The sequence below is a fragment of the Mycobacterium sp. genome (assembly GCF_019247615.1).
Lineage (GTDB): Bacteria > Actinomycetota > Actinomycetes > Mycobacteriales > Mycobacteriaceae > Mycobacterium.
The window spans coordinates 1-18265 of record NZ_JAFBAT010000020.1 but is presented as its reverse complement, the minus strand read 5'-3'; the positions used below and the strand labels follow the sequence as shown (position 1 = coordinate 18265).

Genomic DNA, 18265 nt, shown 5'->3' with positions numbered 1-18265 from the left:
CCTACTTCGCCGCCGCTCTGCTGGCGGTGGCCATCGGGCTCGTCGTGCTGCGCCTGATCGAACGCCGACTGGAACGGCACCGGGTGGTAATCCGTACGGCGGTCGCGATACTCGTTCTCGCCGTTGGGATTTCGTCAACGATTCAGGTCTACCGCACCGGCGACGCGGGCGCCCAGTCCGTGTGGGGTGGCGAGATAGCGCGCCTGAAGAAAGCCAACGGGACTTAGAGCGGATCCAGTCAAACGATTGCCTGAGACGGGGGAGCTGACGCAATGAGTAAGTCGAGGCCACACCCCCGGAGACGCACCTAGATGCCCGAGGCAAGTCCCGACGCCCTGGCCGTCGACTTCATGACGCGGCTGGGTGCCGCGATGGCGGCAGGCAACTACCCGATCGTCCTGATCCGGCGCGCTTTGAAACTGTCGTCGGAGCGATACGGCCTCAGCAATCAGATCCTCCTGCTGCCGAATTTCATACAGTTCGGCGGTTTCGGCGACGCTGCGGGCACCACCGTTCGGGTCGAGAGGTCCGAGACTGATCTGCGCTATGACCAGACTTTCCCGCTTGCCGCCCTGGTGGAAGCGGCACAAGAGGGCCGGATCGACGCCCGCGACGGTTTGGCGGAACTGGAGCGCATTTGTGCTCTGACGCCGCGCTTCCCGCCCTGGGTGAACGTGATCGGCTACGCGGTACAAAGCTGCGCCTTCGCGCTGATCCTGCAGCCCACGCCGGTGGCGATGCTGGCCGCCACCGGCCTGGGGCTGATGGTGGGCCTGTTGGGACTGCTCGGCCGGGTCAGCAACGCGCTCGCCCACTTACTCCCCACCATCAGCTCTTTTCTGGTCGCCTTCACCGCGTTCGGCGTCGAACGACTCTGGCACGACGGCGATGACAGTCTGCGCGACCTACTGGCGCCGCTGGCACTCTTTTTGCCCGGTGCTGCCATCACGCTCGCCGTCGTCGACTTGACCACCAGGGAGGTGGTCTCCGGCTCGGCCCGCCTGGTCGCCGGATTCATGAGACTCGCCCAGCTGGCGTTCGGCATTCTCGTCGCCGCTGAGGTTTTGAATGTCAGCTCGGCGGAACTGAACGCGGCACCGCTCAACATGCTCGGCCCTTGGGCGCCGTGGGCGGGCGTTGTCGTCTACGCGTTCGGCATCGTGCTCTACCTCGGTCCGCCCAACCGGTTCCTGCCCTGGCTGCTGGTGACCGTTCTGGTCACCTACGCCGGCCAAGTCACCGCGAATGCCCTATTCGGTAGCTCCGCGGGCGGATTCGGTGGCGGGCTGGCGCTCATGGTTTGCGCGTTGGCCGTATCGCAGCGGCCCGATGCCCCGCCGGCCGCCGCGCTGCTGGCACCGGGATTCTGGCTGCTCGTCCCCGGCGCACTGGGGCTGGTCGGCGTCACCCAACTGGTCACCACAAACACCGGCGCCGCCGTCGCGGTGACGGTCATGTCGATCATCTCGATTGCTCTGGGCCTGCAGACCGGTGTGCTGTTGTGGCGTGCCCGTCGGCAACTCAGCGGTGACTCGAGTTCTCCGTGAGCGACTTCATGCGGTGGGTGTGAGCAGGAACAGCCGAAATCGGCGGGTGCCGGCGCAATCTTGGGCGATCTGATAGTTCGGCCACTTCGCCACCACCGCGGCCCAGGCCGCGTCGCGTTCCTGCCCCGTCAGCAACCGCACCTTCGCGGTGAAGCGGTGGCCGCGTTCACGAACGGTGACCCGTTCTGTCGCTGCGAGATTCGCCGACCACGACGGATGACGCTGCCGGCCCCAGTTGCTGCCGACCACCAGCAGTTCGTCTCCGGCGGGCACATACTGCACCGTTGCCGTGCGTGCCAGACCCGTCTTCCGTCCCGAGGTGGTGACCTGCACGTTGGGCAGCCCCGCAAGGTCAAGAACTCCGATCCGTCCGTTGGTGGAGAACCGAAGCAGGGATTCAAGCTGGTTGATGATCGGTCGCCCGCTGAGGACCAGCCAGCGGTATGCCGTGGGGTTTCGCGCCACCCGCTGCAGCACATTCACGCGATCACTCTATTCTCCGCCCCACCCCGCCGGGCGTACGGCCGATGAAATCACCGCGGCTACCGCGGATTCCACACCGGGCCCATCAGCGTTCGATGCCGACGGCGAGTGCAGTTAAGTAAGTTGCTTGAACTAATTCACCCGGCGGTGTTCACTTGGGTCGGTGATCGCCGAGCGGACGCCTTGCTCCGAACGTTGTCAGCACTCCGGAGCAGGATGAGCAGGGTATCGGGCGGCAGCGGCGCCCTCAGCGCCCGCGGATCGGTTATCGAGATTCCCGACGAGCCTGACTGGGCGCGCATGCGCACCGATATCGGCGCGCGGCTCCGCGCCGTGATGGCCGACCACGGTGTGGATGCGCTGATTCTGTTGATGAATGGCCATGTCGGCTACGCGACGGGTGCCAGCTGGCCTCTGCTCGACGCGGGCCTTTCGCACGTGGAGCGTCCGGTGGCCGTCGTCCTCGCCGACGACGAACATCCGCATCTTTTCATGCCGTTGCGGGGCGGCGCACCCGCCGATTCACCGGTGCCCGCCGACCATCTGCATGGCCCCGTTTACCTCGAATTCGACTCCGGGGTAGAGGTTTTCGCTCGCGCGCTGGCCGGGCTGATCCCGCCGGGTGCGCGGGTTGCCGTCGACGAGCTGACGGGCGCGATGCGGCGGTCGGCGGGCACGCTGTTCGGATCGTCTGTGCCGTCGGATGCGGCGATAGTGGTCGGCGCGGCTCAATTGGTCAAGACGCGCGACGAGATCGCCTGCCTTCGGCGGGCGTGCCGCATCACCGAGCGGGCGATGGTGGATGTGCAGCAGGCCTTGGCGCCGGGCGTCCGGCAGATCGATCTCTCGGCCACGTTGGTGCGCCGCGCTTTTGAGCTGGGCGCAACCACCAACATGCTCGACGCCATTTGGCAGGTGATGCCCCGCTCGCGGGAAGCCGGGGTCTGGACCACCCACGGCGACCTTGCGCTACCCCTGCTTCCGACCGAACGAGAACTGGCCGCCGGCGATGTGTTGTGGACCGACATCAGCATCGGTTACGCCGGATACTGTTCGGATTTCGGGCGCACCTGGCTGGTCGGCGACCGACCGACCACCAGGCAGCAGGAGCAGTTCCGCCAGTGGCGGGCCATCCTGGACGCCGTGCTCGCGGTGACCAAGGCTGGAGCGACGTCGGGAGATCTGGCGCGGGCGGCGATCGCCGCCAATGGTGGCCGCAAACCGTGGCTCCCGCACTTCTATCTCGGCCACGGCATCGGCACCTACCCGGCGGAGGCTCCGGTGATCGGCACCGATCTCGGCGAGGAGTTCGACGACAACTTCGTTTTTCCCCCCGGCATGGCGTTGGTGCTGGAACCCGTCGTGTGGGAGGACGGCACGGGCGGCTATCGCAGCGAGGAGCTCGTGGTGATCACCGAGGACGGCTACACGCCCATCACCGATTACCCCTACACGCCCTATGGCGACTGAGGTTGCACCCGATCCGCCGGCGTTGCGTACGGGGCGCCGCGCACGAGCGCTGGCGCAGATGGATGCGCACGACCTCGACATCTTGGTGCTGGGCCGACAGGCCAACGTCCGCTACGTCACCGGTGCACCCCAGCTGTGGATAGCGGGGACACGTCCGTTCGCGCCGGTCTGTGTGCTGGTGCGCGCCACCGGTGACATCTACCTCAACAGCACCGATGACGAAGGGGTTCCCGAAGAGATCGGCCGCGACCACCTGTACGGGTTGGCCTGGAATCCGATGACTCTCATCGGCGTGTTGAAGAACATCGATGCCGCCGCGACGGCGCGCCGGGTCGGAACAGACGCGATCACACCGACTTTCGCGGCGTTGCTGCCCGAGGCGTTTCCGCACGCCGAAATTGTCGACGGCGAGCCGGCCATGCGCGCGGCGCGGCGCATCAAGACACCCGATGAGATCGCGGCGATGGGTCCCGCGCTGAGGGTGGCCGAGCATGGAATAGCCTCCGCCGTTGCGGAATTGCGACCGGGTGTGTCCGAGCAGGCGTTGACGGGGGCGGTGCTGGGCGCCATGGCAGCCGGCGGAGTGAGCACGCCGGCGACGCAGGACGCCGCGTTGGTCACCTCGCCCGAACACCCATGGCGCCGCGGCGGCAGCGAGGTACAGCCCGGAGGCCTGGTCGCGTTCGCCGCCGGCGCCTTGGCCGACGGGTATGTCGCCGAGGTCGGCAGGACCTGGCCGGCCGACGGCCCGGCCGACCGATCGATCCGAAAGCTGTTCGATCGATCGAAGGCGCTCTACGACGGGCTCATCGCAGCCTGCCGTCCAGGAGCCGACGTTCGTGAACTGCTTGCCGCGTACGAAGCGGCCGGCGAGCCGCCGCCGCCCGTGCCGGTCGCACACGGATTGGGTCTGGGTTTCGATCCGCCCGTGGTGTCCGAAATACTCTCGGCCGCAGACGAACACGACCGCCTCGAGCCCGGGATGGTGCTGGCCGTCACCGGCTACGTGTGGCAGGAGGGTGTCGGGGCGGTGTTCCGCCGGGACACGGTGCACATCGTCGACGACGGAGCTCGGGTGCTGACGAACAGCCCCTCGTGGCCCGACGGGTCGGCGGACTGATGCGGCGTCAAACAGCTTCATCGTCGTCCCGGTCACGCAAAAATCTTTCGGGGTGATGGAACGCATTGGTTCTCGGTTGTCCACGGGCGTTGTTCCGCGTGGTCCAGCCTTTTTCGGCGAGTCTGTTATCGGGACCGCACGCCAATGCCAGGTCATTGATATCGGTCCGGTGGTGGCCGATCATCCCCGGACATGGTGGACTTGGCTCTGGTAAGCCGGTGCATCACACCCGCGCTTGCTGCACCCACGATCTCTGGCGCACTGGTGACTGTTGAAGCCACAGTGGCGCAAGGGATTACAGAGATCGAGCTCAGTCACCACGTTTGTTCGGCCGCGCGCACCAATATGTGATTGACCGCCACCCGCCGGTCGCGCGTCACCATGTAAAGCACCGCGTCCGCGACGTCCTCCGGCCGCAGCTTCACCATGCCGGCGGTCTGATGCTCGAACGCCTTCCGCGACGGAGTGGCCAGGTGGCTGAATATCTCGGTGTCGACTGTTCCGGGGCTCACCACCCCGACTCGCACGCGCTGGCCCAGCACCTCTTGTCGGAGGCCCTCGCTGAACGCGTTGACGCCGAATTTGGTGAGCGAGTAGACCGCGGTGTTGGGTCGCGCTACCCAACCACCGGTGGAACCGATGGTGACGAGGTCGGCGACACCACGCGGCGAAATGGCGGCCGCGTCGATGAGGTGCCGGAGCGCCGCGCGGGTGACGTAAAGGACCCCTTGCACGTTGACCGCCACCATGTGATCCCAATCCCGCAGAGACGCCTCGGCCGCGGGACCGGACTGCATGACGCCCGCGTTGTTCACCACCACGTCCAGCCGGCCGAACTCCGCTGCTGTGCGCTCCACGGCCGCCGACACCTGCGGGGCGTCGCTGACGTCGGCGGCAATGACGAGCGCTGTGCCGCCGGCCGATTCGATGTCGGCCTTCAGACCCGCCAGCCGGTCGGCCCGGCGCGCGATCAGCGCCACTGCAGCGCCTGCACTGGCCAGCGCCTTCCCCGTTGCCGCGCCGATCCCGCTGCTGGCACCGGTCACCAGGGCGGCGGAGCCGGCCAGCGGCATTGTCATGTTCCGCCTCCCGCCCTGGGGGTGGCGCCGAGGATTTCCTGTAGCACATACTCGGCGTCCTCGCCCAAGTCGGGCGCGCCCCGTTCGATTCGCGCCGGGGAGCGTGCTATCCGCCACGACGGTCCCACTATAGGCCGCTGGCCTTCACGGTGATCGGTGACGAAGCGATATAACTCGCGCGCCCACAACCGTTCGTCGGCGATCACGTCAATTGCGTTGGAGCTCTTGTGCGCCGGCACCCCGGCCATCCGCAGGCGGTGTGCCAGCACGTCCGCGTCGTGGTTTCGAGTGAGCCGCGAAAGGTCGGCATCGAGCGCTTCAGCATGACGTTGACGCTCCTCCACCGTGGCATACCGCGCGTCGTGGACCAGTGCGACGTCGTCGACCACCTCGCACAATCGATGCCATTCGGCCTCGTCGGCCACGGCGACTGCGACCCACGCACCACCGGAGCACGGGTAGCAGCCGTGCGGGCACATGTCGGGGTGGTAATTGCCGCTGGGCCCGGGGGACTTTCCGGTAAGGCTTTGTTCGAGCAGGCAGTCGCCGATCATCGACGAGAGGACCTCGACGGCCGACACGTCGACGAATTGGCCCTCCCCGGTCAGTTCGCGGTGCAGCAACGCCACCGCGGCGGCGTACGCGGCCGCCGCGCCGACGGTGGAGTCGCCATACCGCATGCTGGTTCCGAGCGGCGGCCCGCCCGGATAGCCCACCAGCGACGCGACCCCGGCCAGCGCGGCGAAGCAAGGCGCGTAGCCGGTTTGGTGGCCCAGCGGCCCGTCATTGCCCCACATCTTGATGGAGACCGAGATGATGTCGGGCTTGATGGCCGTGAGATCCTCGTACGCCAGGCCTTGCCGCTCCATGGCCCCGGGGCGAAGGTTGTTGATCACGATGTCGCTGTGGGCGATCAGGTCCCGCAGCCTCGCGCGGTCCTCGGATGACTTGATGTCGAGGTCCACGCTGAGAATCTCGGGGTTGATGCTCAGGAAGTAGGGCGCGTGGTTGATGTCGGTTCCGCCGTAGGCTCGCATTTCCTCGGGGCTGCAGGCGGTTTCGACCTTGATCACCTCGGCGCCCAGCATTGCCAGTAGTTTTCCCGCGTAGGGGCCGGCCCATACCTTGGTGAGCTCGACGACCCGCACGCCTTCCAGTGGTCCACCGCGCGGATTTCTCGGGGGCTTGAGTTGCGCCGAACTGACCACCGGCGGTTGGTGGGGGTCACCGAGCTGGGCCAGGAGGGCAGCTGTGTGCTGTCCGAGAGTCGGTGCAGCGGTGCGGATCGCAGCAGGTGATCCGCTCAGCATGTAGGGCACCGTGGGATACGTCGCGTCGCCCAAAACGGGATGGCTGACATTACGGAAGAATCCGCGGTGGCGGTACTGGGGGGAGTGATGCAGGTCGGCGGCACTGTTGACCGGTACCAACGGCACGCCCATACGTTGGGCTTGGTCGGCCGCGGCGTCCTTGGCCACGTGCTGCGCCCACTGCGTGAATCCCCGTCGAAACGTGGCGACCTTTTCGGGGGTGACGGAGAACTCCAGCCAATCGTCGTCGAAAGCGTCGAGCCAGTCGGGGTGACCCATAAGTTTTTTCACGCCCTGCCAATGAGCCCGACTGGTCATGTACAGGTAGACGAAGCCATCGGCGCAGGCGAAAAACGCTGCAGGACCGGCCTGGTCGTAATCGTCGCGGGTTCCCTGAGCCGTCACCTCCCCGGTGATGAATCGGCCCAGGATGGAGTCTGCGCGCGACGCCAACACGGCATGCTGCGAGATGTCGATGAGTTCGCCGTGCCCGGTATGCAGGCGCGCGAATAATGACGCTGCGACACACAGCGCCGCCTCCAGTCCCGATTCGTAGTCGGGCAAGAATCGGCCCGGCCCGCGCAATGGCGGCTTATCCGGGTCGGCATGACTGGGAGTGTGATACCCCCAGCCGCTGGCGTGAAAGACGTTGATGCTCCGGGCATTGTGGAACTCGTCGGGCGCGTCGCTTCCGAAGGGAGTGATGGAGCAGAACACCGGGGAGGGATGCTTTTCGGACCAGCCCGAGGACCGATCTTCGATGACCGCGTCGGCGCTGGCGATCAGCTTCTGCAGGCGCTCGCCGTCGAGAGTGACGTCGAGAGTGACGGAGCGCTTGTTCGTGTTGAGGTAGGCGAACAGAGCGCTGCCTTCACATCCGTTGCTGACGATCGGCGCCATGGAGCGAGTTCGGCTGCCGCGGCCAGGCACCTCAACCTTGATCACGTCGGCGCCGAAGTCGGCCAGCAGCTTTCCGCAGTACTCCCCCGCGACCGACTCGGCAAGTTCGACGACCCTGAAACCCCTCAGCGCTGACATGCCCGGATCAGGGCTGCTTGCGTCCGGAGCGGCTCAGGCGCCACTCCGGTGGGAAGTTCATGTCATTGTCCTTCACCACGTTATTCAGGCCCTTGGTGAAAGTGCCTTCAGTGAGGTCGACGTCGTTCTTCTGGTCGTTGGCGATCAGCGGCAGCATGCCTTCCACCATGCCGGTGAGCAGGCTCCCGAAGTACTCGCCCTTGTGCTGCTTGTAGAGTTCCAGGAAGGTCTTCTGGACCGCGACTGTGTCGGTGGGGCGAGAGCGCGAACACGCCATCGCGTACTTTAGCGTCTCGGCTTCCAACTGATCGCGGGGCACCACGCTGTTGAGGAAACCGCACTCGTACATTTCGTTGGCGGTGAATGGGCGTCCGGTGAACAGCATTTCGGAGAATTTCCGCAGACCCATGGTCTCCGCCCACCACCACAGTCGCGGGCCCCAGCCGACGTAGCGGAAGGCCGGGTGCCCGAACAGCGCGTCGTCGGAGGACACGACGAGGTCGGCGTCGCCGGCCTGGTAGAAGTGCCATCCGTAGCAGTAGCCCTTCGCCTCGATGATGCTGATCTTGCGCAGCTCCTGCAGCGGCCGGCAGCCGGCGCGCGCCTTGGCGTAGAAGTCCGTCACGGTGGAGAGATAACGGTACGAACCGCCCGGCGGGTACTTGACGTCATCGTCGTTGATGGCGAGCTCGTGCAGCAGCGGCATCCCGGGGTTCTCGAGCATTCCGCGCTGTTCGGGAAGATCGCCACCGCTGCCGAAATCCTCGCCCTCACCGCGAATTACTACGACCTTAACCTCGTCGTCGACGTTGCACTTGTGGAGCAGGTCGGCATAGTTTTGCCGCATGCCCAGCGTCGTCGAGTTCTGCGCGTCGGGCCGATCGAAGGTGATGTACGCGATTCTATTCTCTTTGTCCTTCTCGAACTTGATGAAGGGCTCGGCTTCCTGCTTCATCTTTTCGTAGTCATACTCCGCCATGGCTCTCTCACTTTCTTTTCTTGAGCGCAGCTCCCACGTCGACGGGAAGCCAAACGCCGGTAGCGTAACGAGGTTGGTCACCGCAGCCCGTCACCGCGCCACTACCGTCGGCAGGGTCTCCCAGCCGCGCACCGTTGAGGTCGGGCTGAGCCTGGCGTTGCTCATGTCGAGTTCCCACTCGGGGAAACGAGTCAGGATTTCCTCCAACGCGACCCGGGCCTCGAGGCGGGCCAGCGCCGAACCCAGACAGAAGTGCGTGCCCACGCTGAACGCGAGGTGCGGACGGGCGGTGCGATGGATATCGAATTCGGCTGCATCGGGACCGTACTGACGCTCGTCGCGGCAGGCCGCGCCGATGAGCATGATCATCACGCTGCCCTCGGGCACCGTTTGGCCATGCAGGCTGAAGTCTCGGGTCACGTACCGCGCCGTATGGGGCGCCGGGGGCTCATAGCGCAGGAGCTCTTCGATGGCCTTCGGGATGAGTTGCGGTTGTCGGACGAGTTCCCACCGTTGATCGGGGTGCTCTGCGAGAACCTTTCCCGCCCAACCGATGAGGCGCGTGGTCGTCTCGTTGCCCGCGCCCGCCACGACGTTGAGGTAGACCAGTATCTCGTCTCGGGTCAGCCGCCGCGTGGCGCCCGTCTCATCGACGAACTCGGCGTTGAGCAGATCGGTCATGATATCGTCGGCAGGATTTTCTGTGCGCCAGTCGATGTAGGCGGCGAACTGCTCGCCTACCGACAGGCGATGCTCGACAGCCTTCATGGGCCGCCCGGCCTCCGTGCGCAATTGGGCATTGGCCCGGTCCCGGATGTACTCCTGATCGTCTTCGGGGATGCCGAGCAACATGCTGATGACCTTCATCGGCATCTGCGCACCCAGGTCGGTGACGAAGTCGAAGCGGCCCGAGCCGATCAACGGGTCGAGGGCCTGAGCGCAGAACTGGCGGATCATCGGCTCCAGCGCCGAGATCCGGCGCGGCGTGAACATGCGGGACAGCAGCTTGCGGTGCACGTCGTGGATCGGCGGGTCTTCGAAGATCAGCATGCCCGGCGGGATGTCGAGGTTGGCCTTGATCAACTCCAGGATCGCGCCCCGGGCGGAGCTGAATGCATCATGGTCGACCAGCGCCTTGGTTACGTCGGCGAATCGGCTCAACGCGAAGAAGTCGTATTCGGCGTTGTAGTAGAGCGGCGCTTCGTCACGCAGCCGTGCGAACATCGGATACGGGTCTGCGATGAGCTCGACGTCATATGGATCGAAATGAACATCGCTGTCGGTGCTCGCCGCCACGAAAGCCCTCCTGCCGCAACCACTCCCGACCGGGACGTATGCACTTGGTGCGGCCCACCCGCACACTAAGAATGGCCGCGACTCTATTATCGTAGAGAACCATATGGTGGCTGCTCTGGCAAGCCGCGCGGAAGTCGAAACCCGTCCGTGCCCTCAACAAGACGCCCCCTTCCTGCGGCGCGCCGCACGCGGCTCCGGGCGCTGTGTCATTCCGGCCTTGTCGGAACTCCGCAGTACCCCGATGGCGATGGCCGACAATATGCGGTCGAGCTGGCCGGGACTGTCGATGATTCGGTCGCCATGGGCAAACCGCATCAGCAGACCGTTGATGAATGTCAGCGTCACATTGCTCAAATCTTCGACGACCGCCGATTCGAGCTCGGCGCCGCGCGGCATGAGTTGCACGAGAATCTCCCGATGCAGCTTGGTGAATCCGTCCGCTGCCTGCTGCAGGATCGCGGCCAGCGTCGGATCGCGACTGGCCAGCAATGTCAGCTCATACCTGGCCTTCGTCCGGGACAGATGTGGCTCGCTGCCGGCTTGAATCACCACCTGCGACAACCGTGACGGCGAGGCCTGGCTTCGCTGATCGCCGGACCGGTCGGCGACCGACTGCAAGCTCGCCAGGTCGAGTTCGGCAACCCGCTCGGCAACGGCGTGCAACAGCGCCGAACGGGTGCGGAAGTAAAACGATGTCGTGCCGTCCGGCACGCCCGCGCGGCGGTCGACCTTCAGGTGGCTCAACCCCTTGGCGCCATCGTCGGCCAACAGCTGGATCGCCGCATCGCACAAGTCGCGGCGGCGCTCGACGGGATTGGGCTTTCGTCGTTTATCCATGCAGGTCCATCAGGCACGCAGAGCTTACTCTATATTCGTAGTGTCTGTAAGCCGGGGCTGAGCGACACCTCGTTCCGGCACCCGCGACCGCTACCTTGAGCTCAAGAACGCATTGGGCTGCGGACCGCTGACACCTCGCGAATCACCTTGTGTACGAACGCCAGCTTGCCGACTACCGGGGGTGGGAGCTCAAACGGGTAAAGCGGATTCTTTCCCATAGCCGCGTTCACCCGGTTGAAGAAGGTGGACATCCACTTCCAATCGTCGAGTAGCTGCTCGATCGGCTCATCGTCGTATGAGGCGGGCGGAACGATGTCGCGCGGCAGCGCGAAGCGGACCCGGTCGGCGTGCAGCACCAGTCCCGCCTCGCGGGACGTGTCGATGATGTCGGTGATGTGCAGATAGTGCGCGAAACACTCGGCGAAGTCCTCCCAAGGGTGCATCGTCGCGTATTCCGAGATGTAGGACCCGCCCCAGTTTTCCGGTGCACCGAACTTGTAATGGCGCGCGATCGCCTCCTGGTAATCGGCGCGTTCGTCGCCGAATAGCTGCCTGCACTCGCTCAGGTAGAGTTCGGCGCCAGTACCGCTTTCCACGAGCACGTTTTGGTAGTAGTGGCCGATCTCGTGGCGGAAGTGCCCCAGCATGGTGCGGTAGGGCTCACCGAGGTGAACCCGCAGCGACTCGCGGTAGTCGTCGAGTGTTTCGACCAAATCGATGGTGATGACCCCGTCGGCGTGGCCGATCAGGACCCGCCCGCCGCCGCTGTAGCTGGACAGCAGATCGAACGCCAGCCCTCCCTTCCGGCGCCAGTACGGCTCGACCGGAAGTCCTAGCTCGATGAGTTGATAGATCAAGCGCCGCAGGGCAACCGCGGTGGACCCCAGTTTTTCTCGCGCGATGGTGTCGTCCGCCTCGGGCTCCCGCCGGATCAGCGAGTCGGCGAGGCACCTCCCCTGTTCGCCGCCGATTTCCTGCTCCTCGGCAACGAGCCAGTTGCATCCGAGGGTGGCAGACCTGGTACAGGGAATCCACGTCTGGCCGTCGACGACCGCGCTGCCCGACCTAGTGACCACCATGGAGCGGCTTGGCACATGGAATCCGAGTTCCGCCGGGCAATTCGAGCAACGCCGCGACTCGAACGGGGCGAAGCCACCGCACGCGGGACAGGCGAACGCGCGCACGGAACCTCAGCTCGGGTTGCGCAGAGGCAAGCCGGCGGCGCGATAGATCCCGTCGATGACGGTCATGTTCTCGATCGCGTCCTGCGGCGTCGTCGTGACCGGTTCGCCCCGCCGCACCGCTCCGGCAAAGGCATCCAGCTGATAGGCGTAGGAAGTGCGGCGCCCGAAACGCTCGACGCGCCTGGCATCGGGCGAGCGGACCGAAAGCCGATGGAAAACGTGGGGCAGCACCGGGTTGACGACCCGCACCTCGCCGTCGTCACCGACCACGCGTGCACGGATATCCAACAGTCGGGACGACCACATCGAGCAACGGACCCGCCCGGTGTGGCCCTCCGCGAACTTGAGCTCGGCGGTCATGGCGCGGTCGACCCGTGGATCGCGCAACTTAGCTTGTGCTGCAACGACTTCCGGCGTAGAAGCACCGAAGGTGCGCACCATGTGCACCGCGTAGCATCCGGCGTCCATCGTCGCGCCGCCGGCCAGCGAGTAGTCATAGCGGATGTCGGAGAACTTCGGCAGGGGAAAGCACAGGGCGGCTTCCACCGATCTGATCGTGCCCAGCTCGCCCGACGCGATGATCTGCTCCACGCGCCGGGTCAGCGGGTGGAATCGGTAGTGGAAGGCTTCCATCACCACCCGATCGGAGCGGCTCGCCAGTTCGGTGATTTCCCGGGCCTCGGCAGCATTGGCCGTCAACGGCTTCTCGCACAGGACATGCTTGCCGGCGCCGAGTGCCGCGCGAGTCCAGCGCCCATGTAAGCCGTTGGGCAGCGGGATGTAGACCGCATCGAGTTCCGGGTCGCCGATCAGCGCATCGTAGGTTGAGTGCACCCGCGAGATGCCGTGCTTGGCAGCAAAGGCCCGCCCCCGTGAGCCGTCGCGCGCGGCGACGGCGGTCACCTCGACCTCGCTGTTGCGCTTGGCCGGGTTGATCAACGCCAGCGGTGCGATCCGCGCGGCGCCCAGGATCCCGATCCGAATCGGGTTCCCGTCTCCAGACATGGACGCGACGCTAGCACTCACCTGCGGAGCCCCCCCGGACAGGCGCTGCCCTCAGCGGACACCCGATCCCCGCCGGGCGAATGCCGGCGCATGCTCGGGACGGATGCCGACGCCGATGAAGTAGGCGGGCAGCACCGAAAGCCATGGCAGCCGCTCGACGATGTTCAGCAGCGCCGCCGGTGGGGTCGGGTCGGCGCCGCGCAGGAGCGGGCCGAGCAGAGCCCGCTGCAACACGCGTTGCACGAATTGGGTTACGGCGGTGGGAAGTAGACGACGGCGGCGCACGGCTGCCAGTTCGCGAATCGTCACCCGGTGTTGCCGCAGCGGTTCGGCCAGCAAGGTGGCGGCCGCCACGGCATCTTGGACGGCCAGGTTGATCCCGACGCCGCCCAGCGGAGACATCGCGTGCGCGGCGTCCCCGATGCACAGCAGCCCATCGGCATGCCAGCGACGCAGCCGATCGACCCGGACATCAAGGTGCTTGATGTCGTCCATCGACCTCAGCGTCGCCACCGATTCGGCCGCTTCGGGCAGCAGTGCGCCGACGTCCTCCCGGAACGCTGCTATGCCGCGAGCGCGCAACTCCCGGTCGGTTCCCTTGGGCCCGATGTAGGCGATCTGGTTATACCCTTCGCGCGGGATCACCGCGAGACCCTTGCCGGGCGCCAGCCGTGGCATGAACGAGAATTCTTGCTCGCCTTCGCGCGGCAACCGGAACCACCACACGTCGAAATTCGCCGGGAATTCACGTCTTCGAAGCCCCGCCTCGCGCCGCGCGATCGACCATCGGCCGTCGCACGCGACGGTCAACTCGGCGCGGAGGTAACCGGGGCCCTCGGGTCCGAGATAGCGCACTCCGGTAACCCTGTCGGCGTCCCACAGCAGCCCGGTGACCTCCGTGTTCATCCTCAGGGTGAAGCTCGGCTCGGCCTTGGCGGCCTCGGCGAGCAGATTGAGCAGATCCCACTGGGGCACCATGGCGATATAGGGGTGGGGCTGGCGCAGACGCTCGAAGTCGACGTAGGTCACCGAGCGCCCGTTCGACTCGAGTTTCGCCTTGCGGACCTCGCTGTAGCGCAAGGCCGTGAAGCGCTCCCACAGGCCGAGCTCGTCGAGTAGCCTCAGCGTCGTCGGATGCACGGTGTCGCCGCGAAAGTCGCGCAGAAAATCGCCGTGCTTCTCCAGCAGGGTCACCTCGATGCCCGCCCGGGCAAGGAGCAGTCCGAGGATCATCCCAGCCGGCCCGCCGCCGATGATCGCGCAGGTGGTTGCCTCAGCCATTGGCGCTACAGCATTTCCGGGTCAGCGTCGAACACAGACAAGGGCTCGAGAATAACTCCGGTTTCTTCGACGTAGCGGTCCCACAGCGCCACGAGCTCAACCAGCCTCTCGGGGTGCGCACCGGACAGATCGTCGATCTCACCCGGGTCTCGGGAGAGGTCGTAGAGCTGCCAGCTTCCCGGACCGTACGGCGCGGGCAGGTAGAGCGCCTTCCAATCGCCCTGACGAATTGCCCTGCGGCCGAACAACTCCCAACCGGTGCCCGTATCGGCGTCATGCACTGCCGCGCAATCGCGCGCCAGGTACGGCACCAGCGAGCGGCCGCGGATGGGCTCGACTTGGCGGCCCGCATACGCAGTGCCGGGATGCACGACGCCCGCGAGATCCAGGACGGTCGGTGCGATGTCCATGACGGTCGTGAACGCGGTGCCGATCTCGCCCTGCCGCGCGAAACCCGGCCACGTGAGGAAGCCGACGACCCGGACACCTCCTTCGGTCGTGAACGCCTTGTGCAGGCGCGACGGCGCCGTGGCCGCCTGGGCCCATCTGGGGCCGTACCAGATGAACGAGGTGGGTCGGCCGAGATTGTCAAGGCTGTTGTCGCAGTATTTTTCGATCTGCGCGACGATTTGCGGGCCGCGCAGCGGCATCGCCTCGACCATCGCGCCCTCGGCCCCGTTGTCGGAAAGGAAGATCACGACCGTGTCGTCGAGTTCGCCGCTATCCGCGAGGTAGTCGATCACCCTCCCGATGTTCCAATCCATCCGGTCCACCATCGCGGCATAAACCTCCATGCTGCGGGCCGACAGCGCGCGCTCGTCGTCCGTCATGTCGGCCCATTCGGGTGCGCCGTCGGCCACGACCGGATGGGCCACGACGTCGGGGGCACATAGGCCCAGCCGCCGCAGCGCCGCCAAGCGCGCGTCTCGCAGGGCGTCCGGTCCGTCGTCGTAGCGACCGTGATACCGCGCGATGGATTCCTCCGGCGCCTGCAGCGGCCAGTGCGGCGCCTGGAATGGCAGATAGGCGAAGAACGGCCGGTGGTTATTTGCCGTGTCATCGGAACGTTCGCGGAGGTAGCGCAGCAGGGTGTCGGCGTAGAAGTCCGATGAGTAGAAGTCGTTACCAACAGTGACGAAGCGGTCGTCCTCGGTGTAAAGCGTTGGCGCGGGCGAGAACCCGCCGCCCGCCGCGGGCCCGTAATGGCTGGCGCCGGCCGGTAGTAGGGCAAACGAGCGCTCGAACCCGCGGGCCCACGGCGACGTCTCGATGGTGTCGCCCAGGTGCCACTTGCCCGCCATCAGCGTCAGATATCCCGCGTCGCGCAGCAGCTCGGGCAACGCTACGACGCGGTCGTTTAGATAGCCTTCATACCCGGGCGCACCCCGAAACCCGGGGATGGCGACCTCGCGCATGGTGCCGATGCCGGCCAGATGGTGATCGGTTCCGGTCAGCAACATCGCCCGGGTGGGCGAGCAGGCCGGGGCCGAATGGAAGTCGGTGAACCGGATGCCCGCGTGGGCCAGCCGATCCAGGTTGGGCGTGTTGATCTCGCCGCCGAACGCGCCGATGTCGGAAAACCCGAGGTCGTCCGCGACGATGACGAGAAAGTTGGGCCGCTTCACGTTGATGCATCCTGTCAGGTCGGGCGCCGGGATGGAACGGCGGAGGTGTCGCCAATCTCACCGAACCGCCGTGTGCCCCCGCCGATAGTGTCGAGAGGCGCTAGAAGGCGCCGAGGGGCTCAGGGAGGCACTGATGCTGGAACAGTTCGGTATGTCCATTCCTTTGATCGCTGCCCCGATGGCGGGCGGCCCCACCACGCCCGCGATGGTGTTCGCCGCCGCTCGGGCCGGCGCCCTCGGCCTGCTCGCGGCCGGCTACAAGACCGTGGATGCCGTCGAGGCGGAGCTCAAGGCGGTTCGCGCCGAGGGAATCCCGTTCGGCATCAATGTGTTCGCCCCGAATCCCCTGCCGGTCGACCGGGACGCCTATCGGGCCTACGCATCCATCGTGGCGAACGACGCCGACCAGTTCGGGCTGACACTGCCTGACGAGCCGGTCGAGGACACCGACCGGTTTGAGGAAAAGATCGAGCTGCTGCTCGACGACCCGCCGCCGATGGTCTCGTTCACCTTCGGGATTCCGCCTCGCGACGTCATCATCGCCTTTCGGAAAGCCAAAACCATTGTGGTGCAGACGGTCACGACACCCGACGAGGCCGCCCAGGCCCACGACGTCGGCGTCGACATGCTTGCCGTGCAGGCCGCCGCAGCCGGCGGCCATTCCGGCACGCTCTCGCCCCGCAAGCCGTTGAACGCTGTTCCCATCGCCGAACTCGTCGCACAAATCGTCGCGAGAGTGCCGCTGCCCGTCATGGCCGCGGGTGGGCTCGCCACTCCGGCCGCGGTGACCGAGGTGATCCGCGCGGGCGCCTCGGCGGCTGCCGTGGGAACGGTTCTGCTGCGTGCGACGGAAAGCGCCGCCTCGGCCACCCATCAGGCAGCCTTGACAGATCCCCGCTTCACCGAGACGGTCATCACCCGGGCTTTCACGGGCCGCCCGGCCCGTGGCCTGCGCAACTCCTTCATCGACGCCCACGAGGCGCACGCGCCACTGGGCTATCCGGCCATTCACTACCTCACCAGCCCGCTGCGCAAGGCTGCCGCGGCGGCGGGGAAGCCGGACTACGTCCATCTATGGGCGGGCACCGGCTACCGGCATGCGACCGCCGAGCCCGCTGCCGACATTCTGCGGCGGCTGGCCTCCGACCTGTGAACGGTCGCGGTGGGAACGCTTGGGTCAGTTGCTCAGGTACAGGTACCAGAGACCGTCGGAATGCTGCACGCAGGAGTAGTGCGTGAAGTGCCCGGGATGGTCCACCTCGACGTGCGGCCCATCGGCGTTGCACGCGGCCAGCGTTGCGTAGTTGCCCTCCACTTGGATTTCGTCAGCGTTGCTGATCCCTACGCCGGTAGTCATCAGCCCACAAAACGCCAGTGCGCCGGCGGCAACGATCTTTCTCACCAGGTAACCCTCCAGTTTGCTTCCGCCCCTTGAGGCAGCATCGTATCCGATTTGCTGCTCGCCTGACATTAGCCAGCCGCGCGGATTCGCGCAGGGCAACGGAGAAAAATTTCCCCGGAAATAAGATGGCGTCTCCCTCAGGGCCGCGCGGCGCTTGGCCACGCGACGTCCAGGCCGCAGCGGGCGGGATGCCCGAGCGCACCGAAAAGCGTTCCGCGCAATCGGATCCGTCCGTCCACCCCGCAGCGGGGACCCAAACAGATTCGTCGCGAACGATTCTCGTGTCCGCGGATTAACTGGCCGCGTCGTGGGCGGGCAAGCTCCCCATGCCGACTACGCACTCGATCGCGTCGCTGACGCACTGTGGGTGCTCTTCGACCAGCATGTGGCCGGCGTTGGGGCGGTGCAGGTGGATGGCGCCCGGGATGGCCGCGGCCAGGTCGCGCGCGTGGTCGACCGGGGTCGTCATGTCCGCTCCCCCGCTGATCACGACTGTGTTCGCGGAGATCGACGCGAGGGCATGATACTGGTCGTATTCCTTGAGTCCCGGCAGGAAGCCCACCGCCGTCGTCAATGAAACGGTGTGCACCGCGGATGCCGCGGCGGTGC

General features: G+C 66.1%; 16 protein-coding genes and 2 pseudogenes. 5 read left to right on the top strand and 13 right to left on the bottom strand.

Translation table 11 applies throughout. From position 1 onward, the window contains the following. Together JO059_RS01465 and JO059_RS01460 are read left to right on the top strand one after the other, a co-directional pair. Positions 1–227: pseudogene (locus JO059_RS01465) on the top strand (hypothetical protein); the annotation flags it as partial. 84 nt (positions 228–311) lie between these two features. Continuing rightward, complete coding sequence (locus JO059_RS01460) at positions 312–1547, top strand: threonine/serine exporter family protein (RefSeq protein ID WP_293314180.1); 1236 nt, start codon at positions 312–314, stop codon at positions 1545–1547. A gap of 6 nt (positions 1548–1553) precedes the next feature. Here JO059_RS01460 and JO059_RS01455 read toward each other — a convergent pair whose 3' ends face one another. Beyond that, a complete protein-coding gene (locus JO059_RS01455) occupies positions 1554–2030 on the bottom strand; it encodes a nitroreductase family deazaflavin-dependent oxidoreductase (RefSeq protein ID WP_293314178.1) in 477 nt (158 codons plus the stop codon). 216 nt (positions 2031–2246) lie between these two features. Between JO059_RS01455 and JO059_RS01450 the strand changes: the two genes are divergently transcribed. Together JO059_RS01450 and JO059_RS01445 are read left to right on the top strand one after the other, a co-directional pair. Then, a complete protein-coding gene (locus tag JO059_RS01450; protein WP_293314177.1) occupies positions 2247–3500 on the top strand; it encodes a Xaa-Pro peptidase family protein in 1254 nt (417 codons plus the stop codon). Beyond that, complete coding sequence (locus tag JO059_RS01445; protein ID WP_293314175.1) at positions 3490–4620, top strand: M24 family metallopeptidase; 1131 nt, start codon at positions 3490–3492, stop codon at positions 4618–4620. The genes JO059_RS01450 and JO059_RS01445 overlap by 11 nt, the downstream gene beginning before the upstream one ends. 7 nt (positions 4621–4627) lie before the next feature. Here JO059_RS01445 and JO059_RS01440 read toward each other — a convergent pair. From JO059_RS01440 to JO059_RS01395, 10 genes and pseudogenes are all read right to left on the bottom strand, one after another. After that, positions 4628–4878: pseudogene (locus JO059_RS01440) on the bottom strand (HNH endonuclease signature motif containing protein); the annotation flags it as partial. A gap of 56 nt (positions 4879–4934) precedes the next feature. Continuing rightward, positions 4935–5699 carry an SDR family NAD(P)-dependent oxidoreductase gene (locus tag JO059_RS01435; RefSeq protein ID WP_293314173.1) on the bottom strand — a complete coding sequence of 255 codons (765 nt, stop codon included), beginning with the start codon at positions 5697–5699 and terminating at the stop codon, positions 4935–4937. Next, positions 5696–8047, bottom strand: coding sequence for a CoA transferase (locus JO059_RS01430; RefSeq protein WP_293314171.1), 2352 nt, complete (start codon positions 8045–8047; stop codon positions 5696–5698). Before JO059_RS01430 ends, JO059_RS01435 begins: the two co-directional genes overlap by 4 nt. 7 nt (positions 8048–8054) lie before the next feature. Further along, on the bottom strand, positions 8055–9026 hold the full coding sequence (locus JO059_RS01425) for an enoyl-CoA hydratase/isomerase family protein (protein WP_293314169.1): 972 nt from the start codon (positions 9024–9026) through the stop codon (positions 8055–8057). Positions 9027–9116: 90 nt separating this feature from the next. Next, positions 9117–10322 carry a cytochrome P450 gene (locus tag JO059_RS01420; protein ID WP_293314168.1) on the bottom strand — a complete coding sequence of 402 codons (1206 nt, stop codon included), beginning with the start codon at positions 10320–10322 and terminating at the stop codon, positions 9117–9119. 153 nt (positions 10323–10475) lie between these two features. Then, positions 10476–11159: a TetR family transcriptional regulator gene (locus tag JO059_RS01415; RefSeq protein ID WP_293314166.1), complete on the bottom strand. Its 684-nt coding sequence runs from the start codon at positions 11157–11159 to the stop codon at positions 10476–10478. A 101-nt stretch (positions 11160–11260) separates the two neighbouring features. After that, the gene (locus tag JO059_RS01410; protein ID WP_293314164.1) at positions 11261–12343 is read right to left on the bottom strand and encodes a putative zinc-binding metallopeptidase; all 1083 of its coding nucleotides are present in this window, start codon (positions 12341–12343) and stop codon (positions 11261–11263) included. Positions 12344–12349: 6 nt separating this feature from the next. Continuing rightward, on the bottom strand, positions 12350–13348 hold the full coding sequence (locus JO059_RS01405; RefSeq protein WP_293314162.1) for a Gfo/Idh/MocA family oxidoreductase: 999 nt from the start codon (positions 13346–13348) through the stop codon (positions 12350–12352). Between the two features lie 51 nt (positions 13349–13399). Further along, positions 13400–14629, bottom strand: a complete 1230-nt coding sequence (locus tag JO059_RS01400; protein WP_293314160.1) for an FAD-dependent oxidoreductase — start codon at positions 14627–14629, stop codon at positions 13400–13402. 5 nt (positions 14630–14634) lie between these two features. Beyond that, positions 14635–16254: an arylsulfatase gene (locus JO059_RS01395; protein WP_293314159.1), complete on the bottom strand. Its 1620-nt coding sequence runs from the start codon at positions 16252–16254 to the stop codon at positions 14635–14637. A 133-nt stretch (positions 16255–16387) separates the two neighbouring features. Between JO059_RS01395 and JO059_RS01390 the strand changes: the two genes are divergently transcribed. After that, positions 16388–17407, top strand: a complete 1020-nt coding sequence (locus JO059_RS01390; RefSeq protein ID WP_293314157.1) for a nitronate monooxygenase — start codon at positions 16388–16390, stop codon at positions 17405–17407. A gap of 24 nt (positions 17408–17431) precedes the next feature. Here JO059_RS01390 and JO059_RS01385 read toward each other — a convergent pair whose 3' ends face one another. Together JO059_RS01385 and JO059_RS01380 are read right to left on the bottom strand one after the other, a co-directional pair. Next, positions 17432–17656 (bottom strand): hypothetical protein, encoded by a 225-nt coding sequence (locus tag JO059_RS01385; protein ID WP_293314155.1) that lies wholly within the window; start codon positions 17654–17656, stop codon positions 17432–17434. A gap of 292 nt (positions 17657–17948) precedes the next feature. Beyond that, a partial coding sequence (locus JO059_RS01380) for an alpha/beta fold hydrolase (protein WP_293314153.1) occupies positions 17949–18265 on the bottom strand: 317 nt, incomplete at its 5' end.

Bases quoted from the DNA above. Each gene is read 5' to 3' on its own strand.
- JO059_RS01460 (WP_293314180.1), top strand. From the start codon at position 312: ATGCCCGAGGCAAGTCCCGACGCCCTGGCCGTCGACTTCATGACGCGG.
- JO059_RS01450 (WP_293314177.1), top strand. From the start codon at position 2,247: ATGAGCAGGGTATCGGGCGGCAGCGGCGCCCTCAGCGCCCGCGGATCG.
- JO059_RS01445 (WP_293314175.1), top strand. From the start codon at position 3,490: ATGGCGACTGAGGTTGCACCCGATCCGCCGGCGTTGCGTACGGGGCGC.
- JO059_RS01435 (WP_293314173.1), bottom strand. From the start codon at position 5,699: ATGACAATGCCGCTGGCCGGCTCCGCCGCCCTGGTGACCGGTGCCAGC.
- JO059_RS01430 (WP_293314171.1), bottom strand. From the start codon at position 8,047: ATGTCAGCGCTGAGGGGTTTCAGGGTCGTCGAACTTGCCGAGTCGGTC.
- JO059_RS01425 (WP_293314169.1), bottom strand. From the start codon at position 9,026: ATGGCGGAGTATGACTACGAAAAGATGAAGCAGGAAGCCGAGCCCTTC.
- JO059_RS01415 (WP_293314166.1), bottom strand. From the start codon at position 11,159: ATGGATAAACGACGAAAGCCCAATCCCGTCGAGCGCCGCCGCGACTTG.
- JO059_RS01405 (WP_293314162.1), bottom strand. From the start codon at position 13,348: ATGTCTGGAGACGGGAACCCGATTCGGATCGGGATCCTGGGCGCCGCG.
- JO059_RS01400 (WP_293314160.1), bottom strand. From the start codon at position 14,629: ATGGCTGAGGCAACCACCTGCGCGATCATCGGCGGCGGGCCGGCTGGG.
- JO059_RS01390 (WP_293314157.1), top strand. From the start codon at position 16,388: ATGCTGGAACAGTTCGGTATGTCCATTCCTTTGATCGCTGCCCCGATG.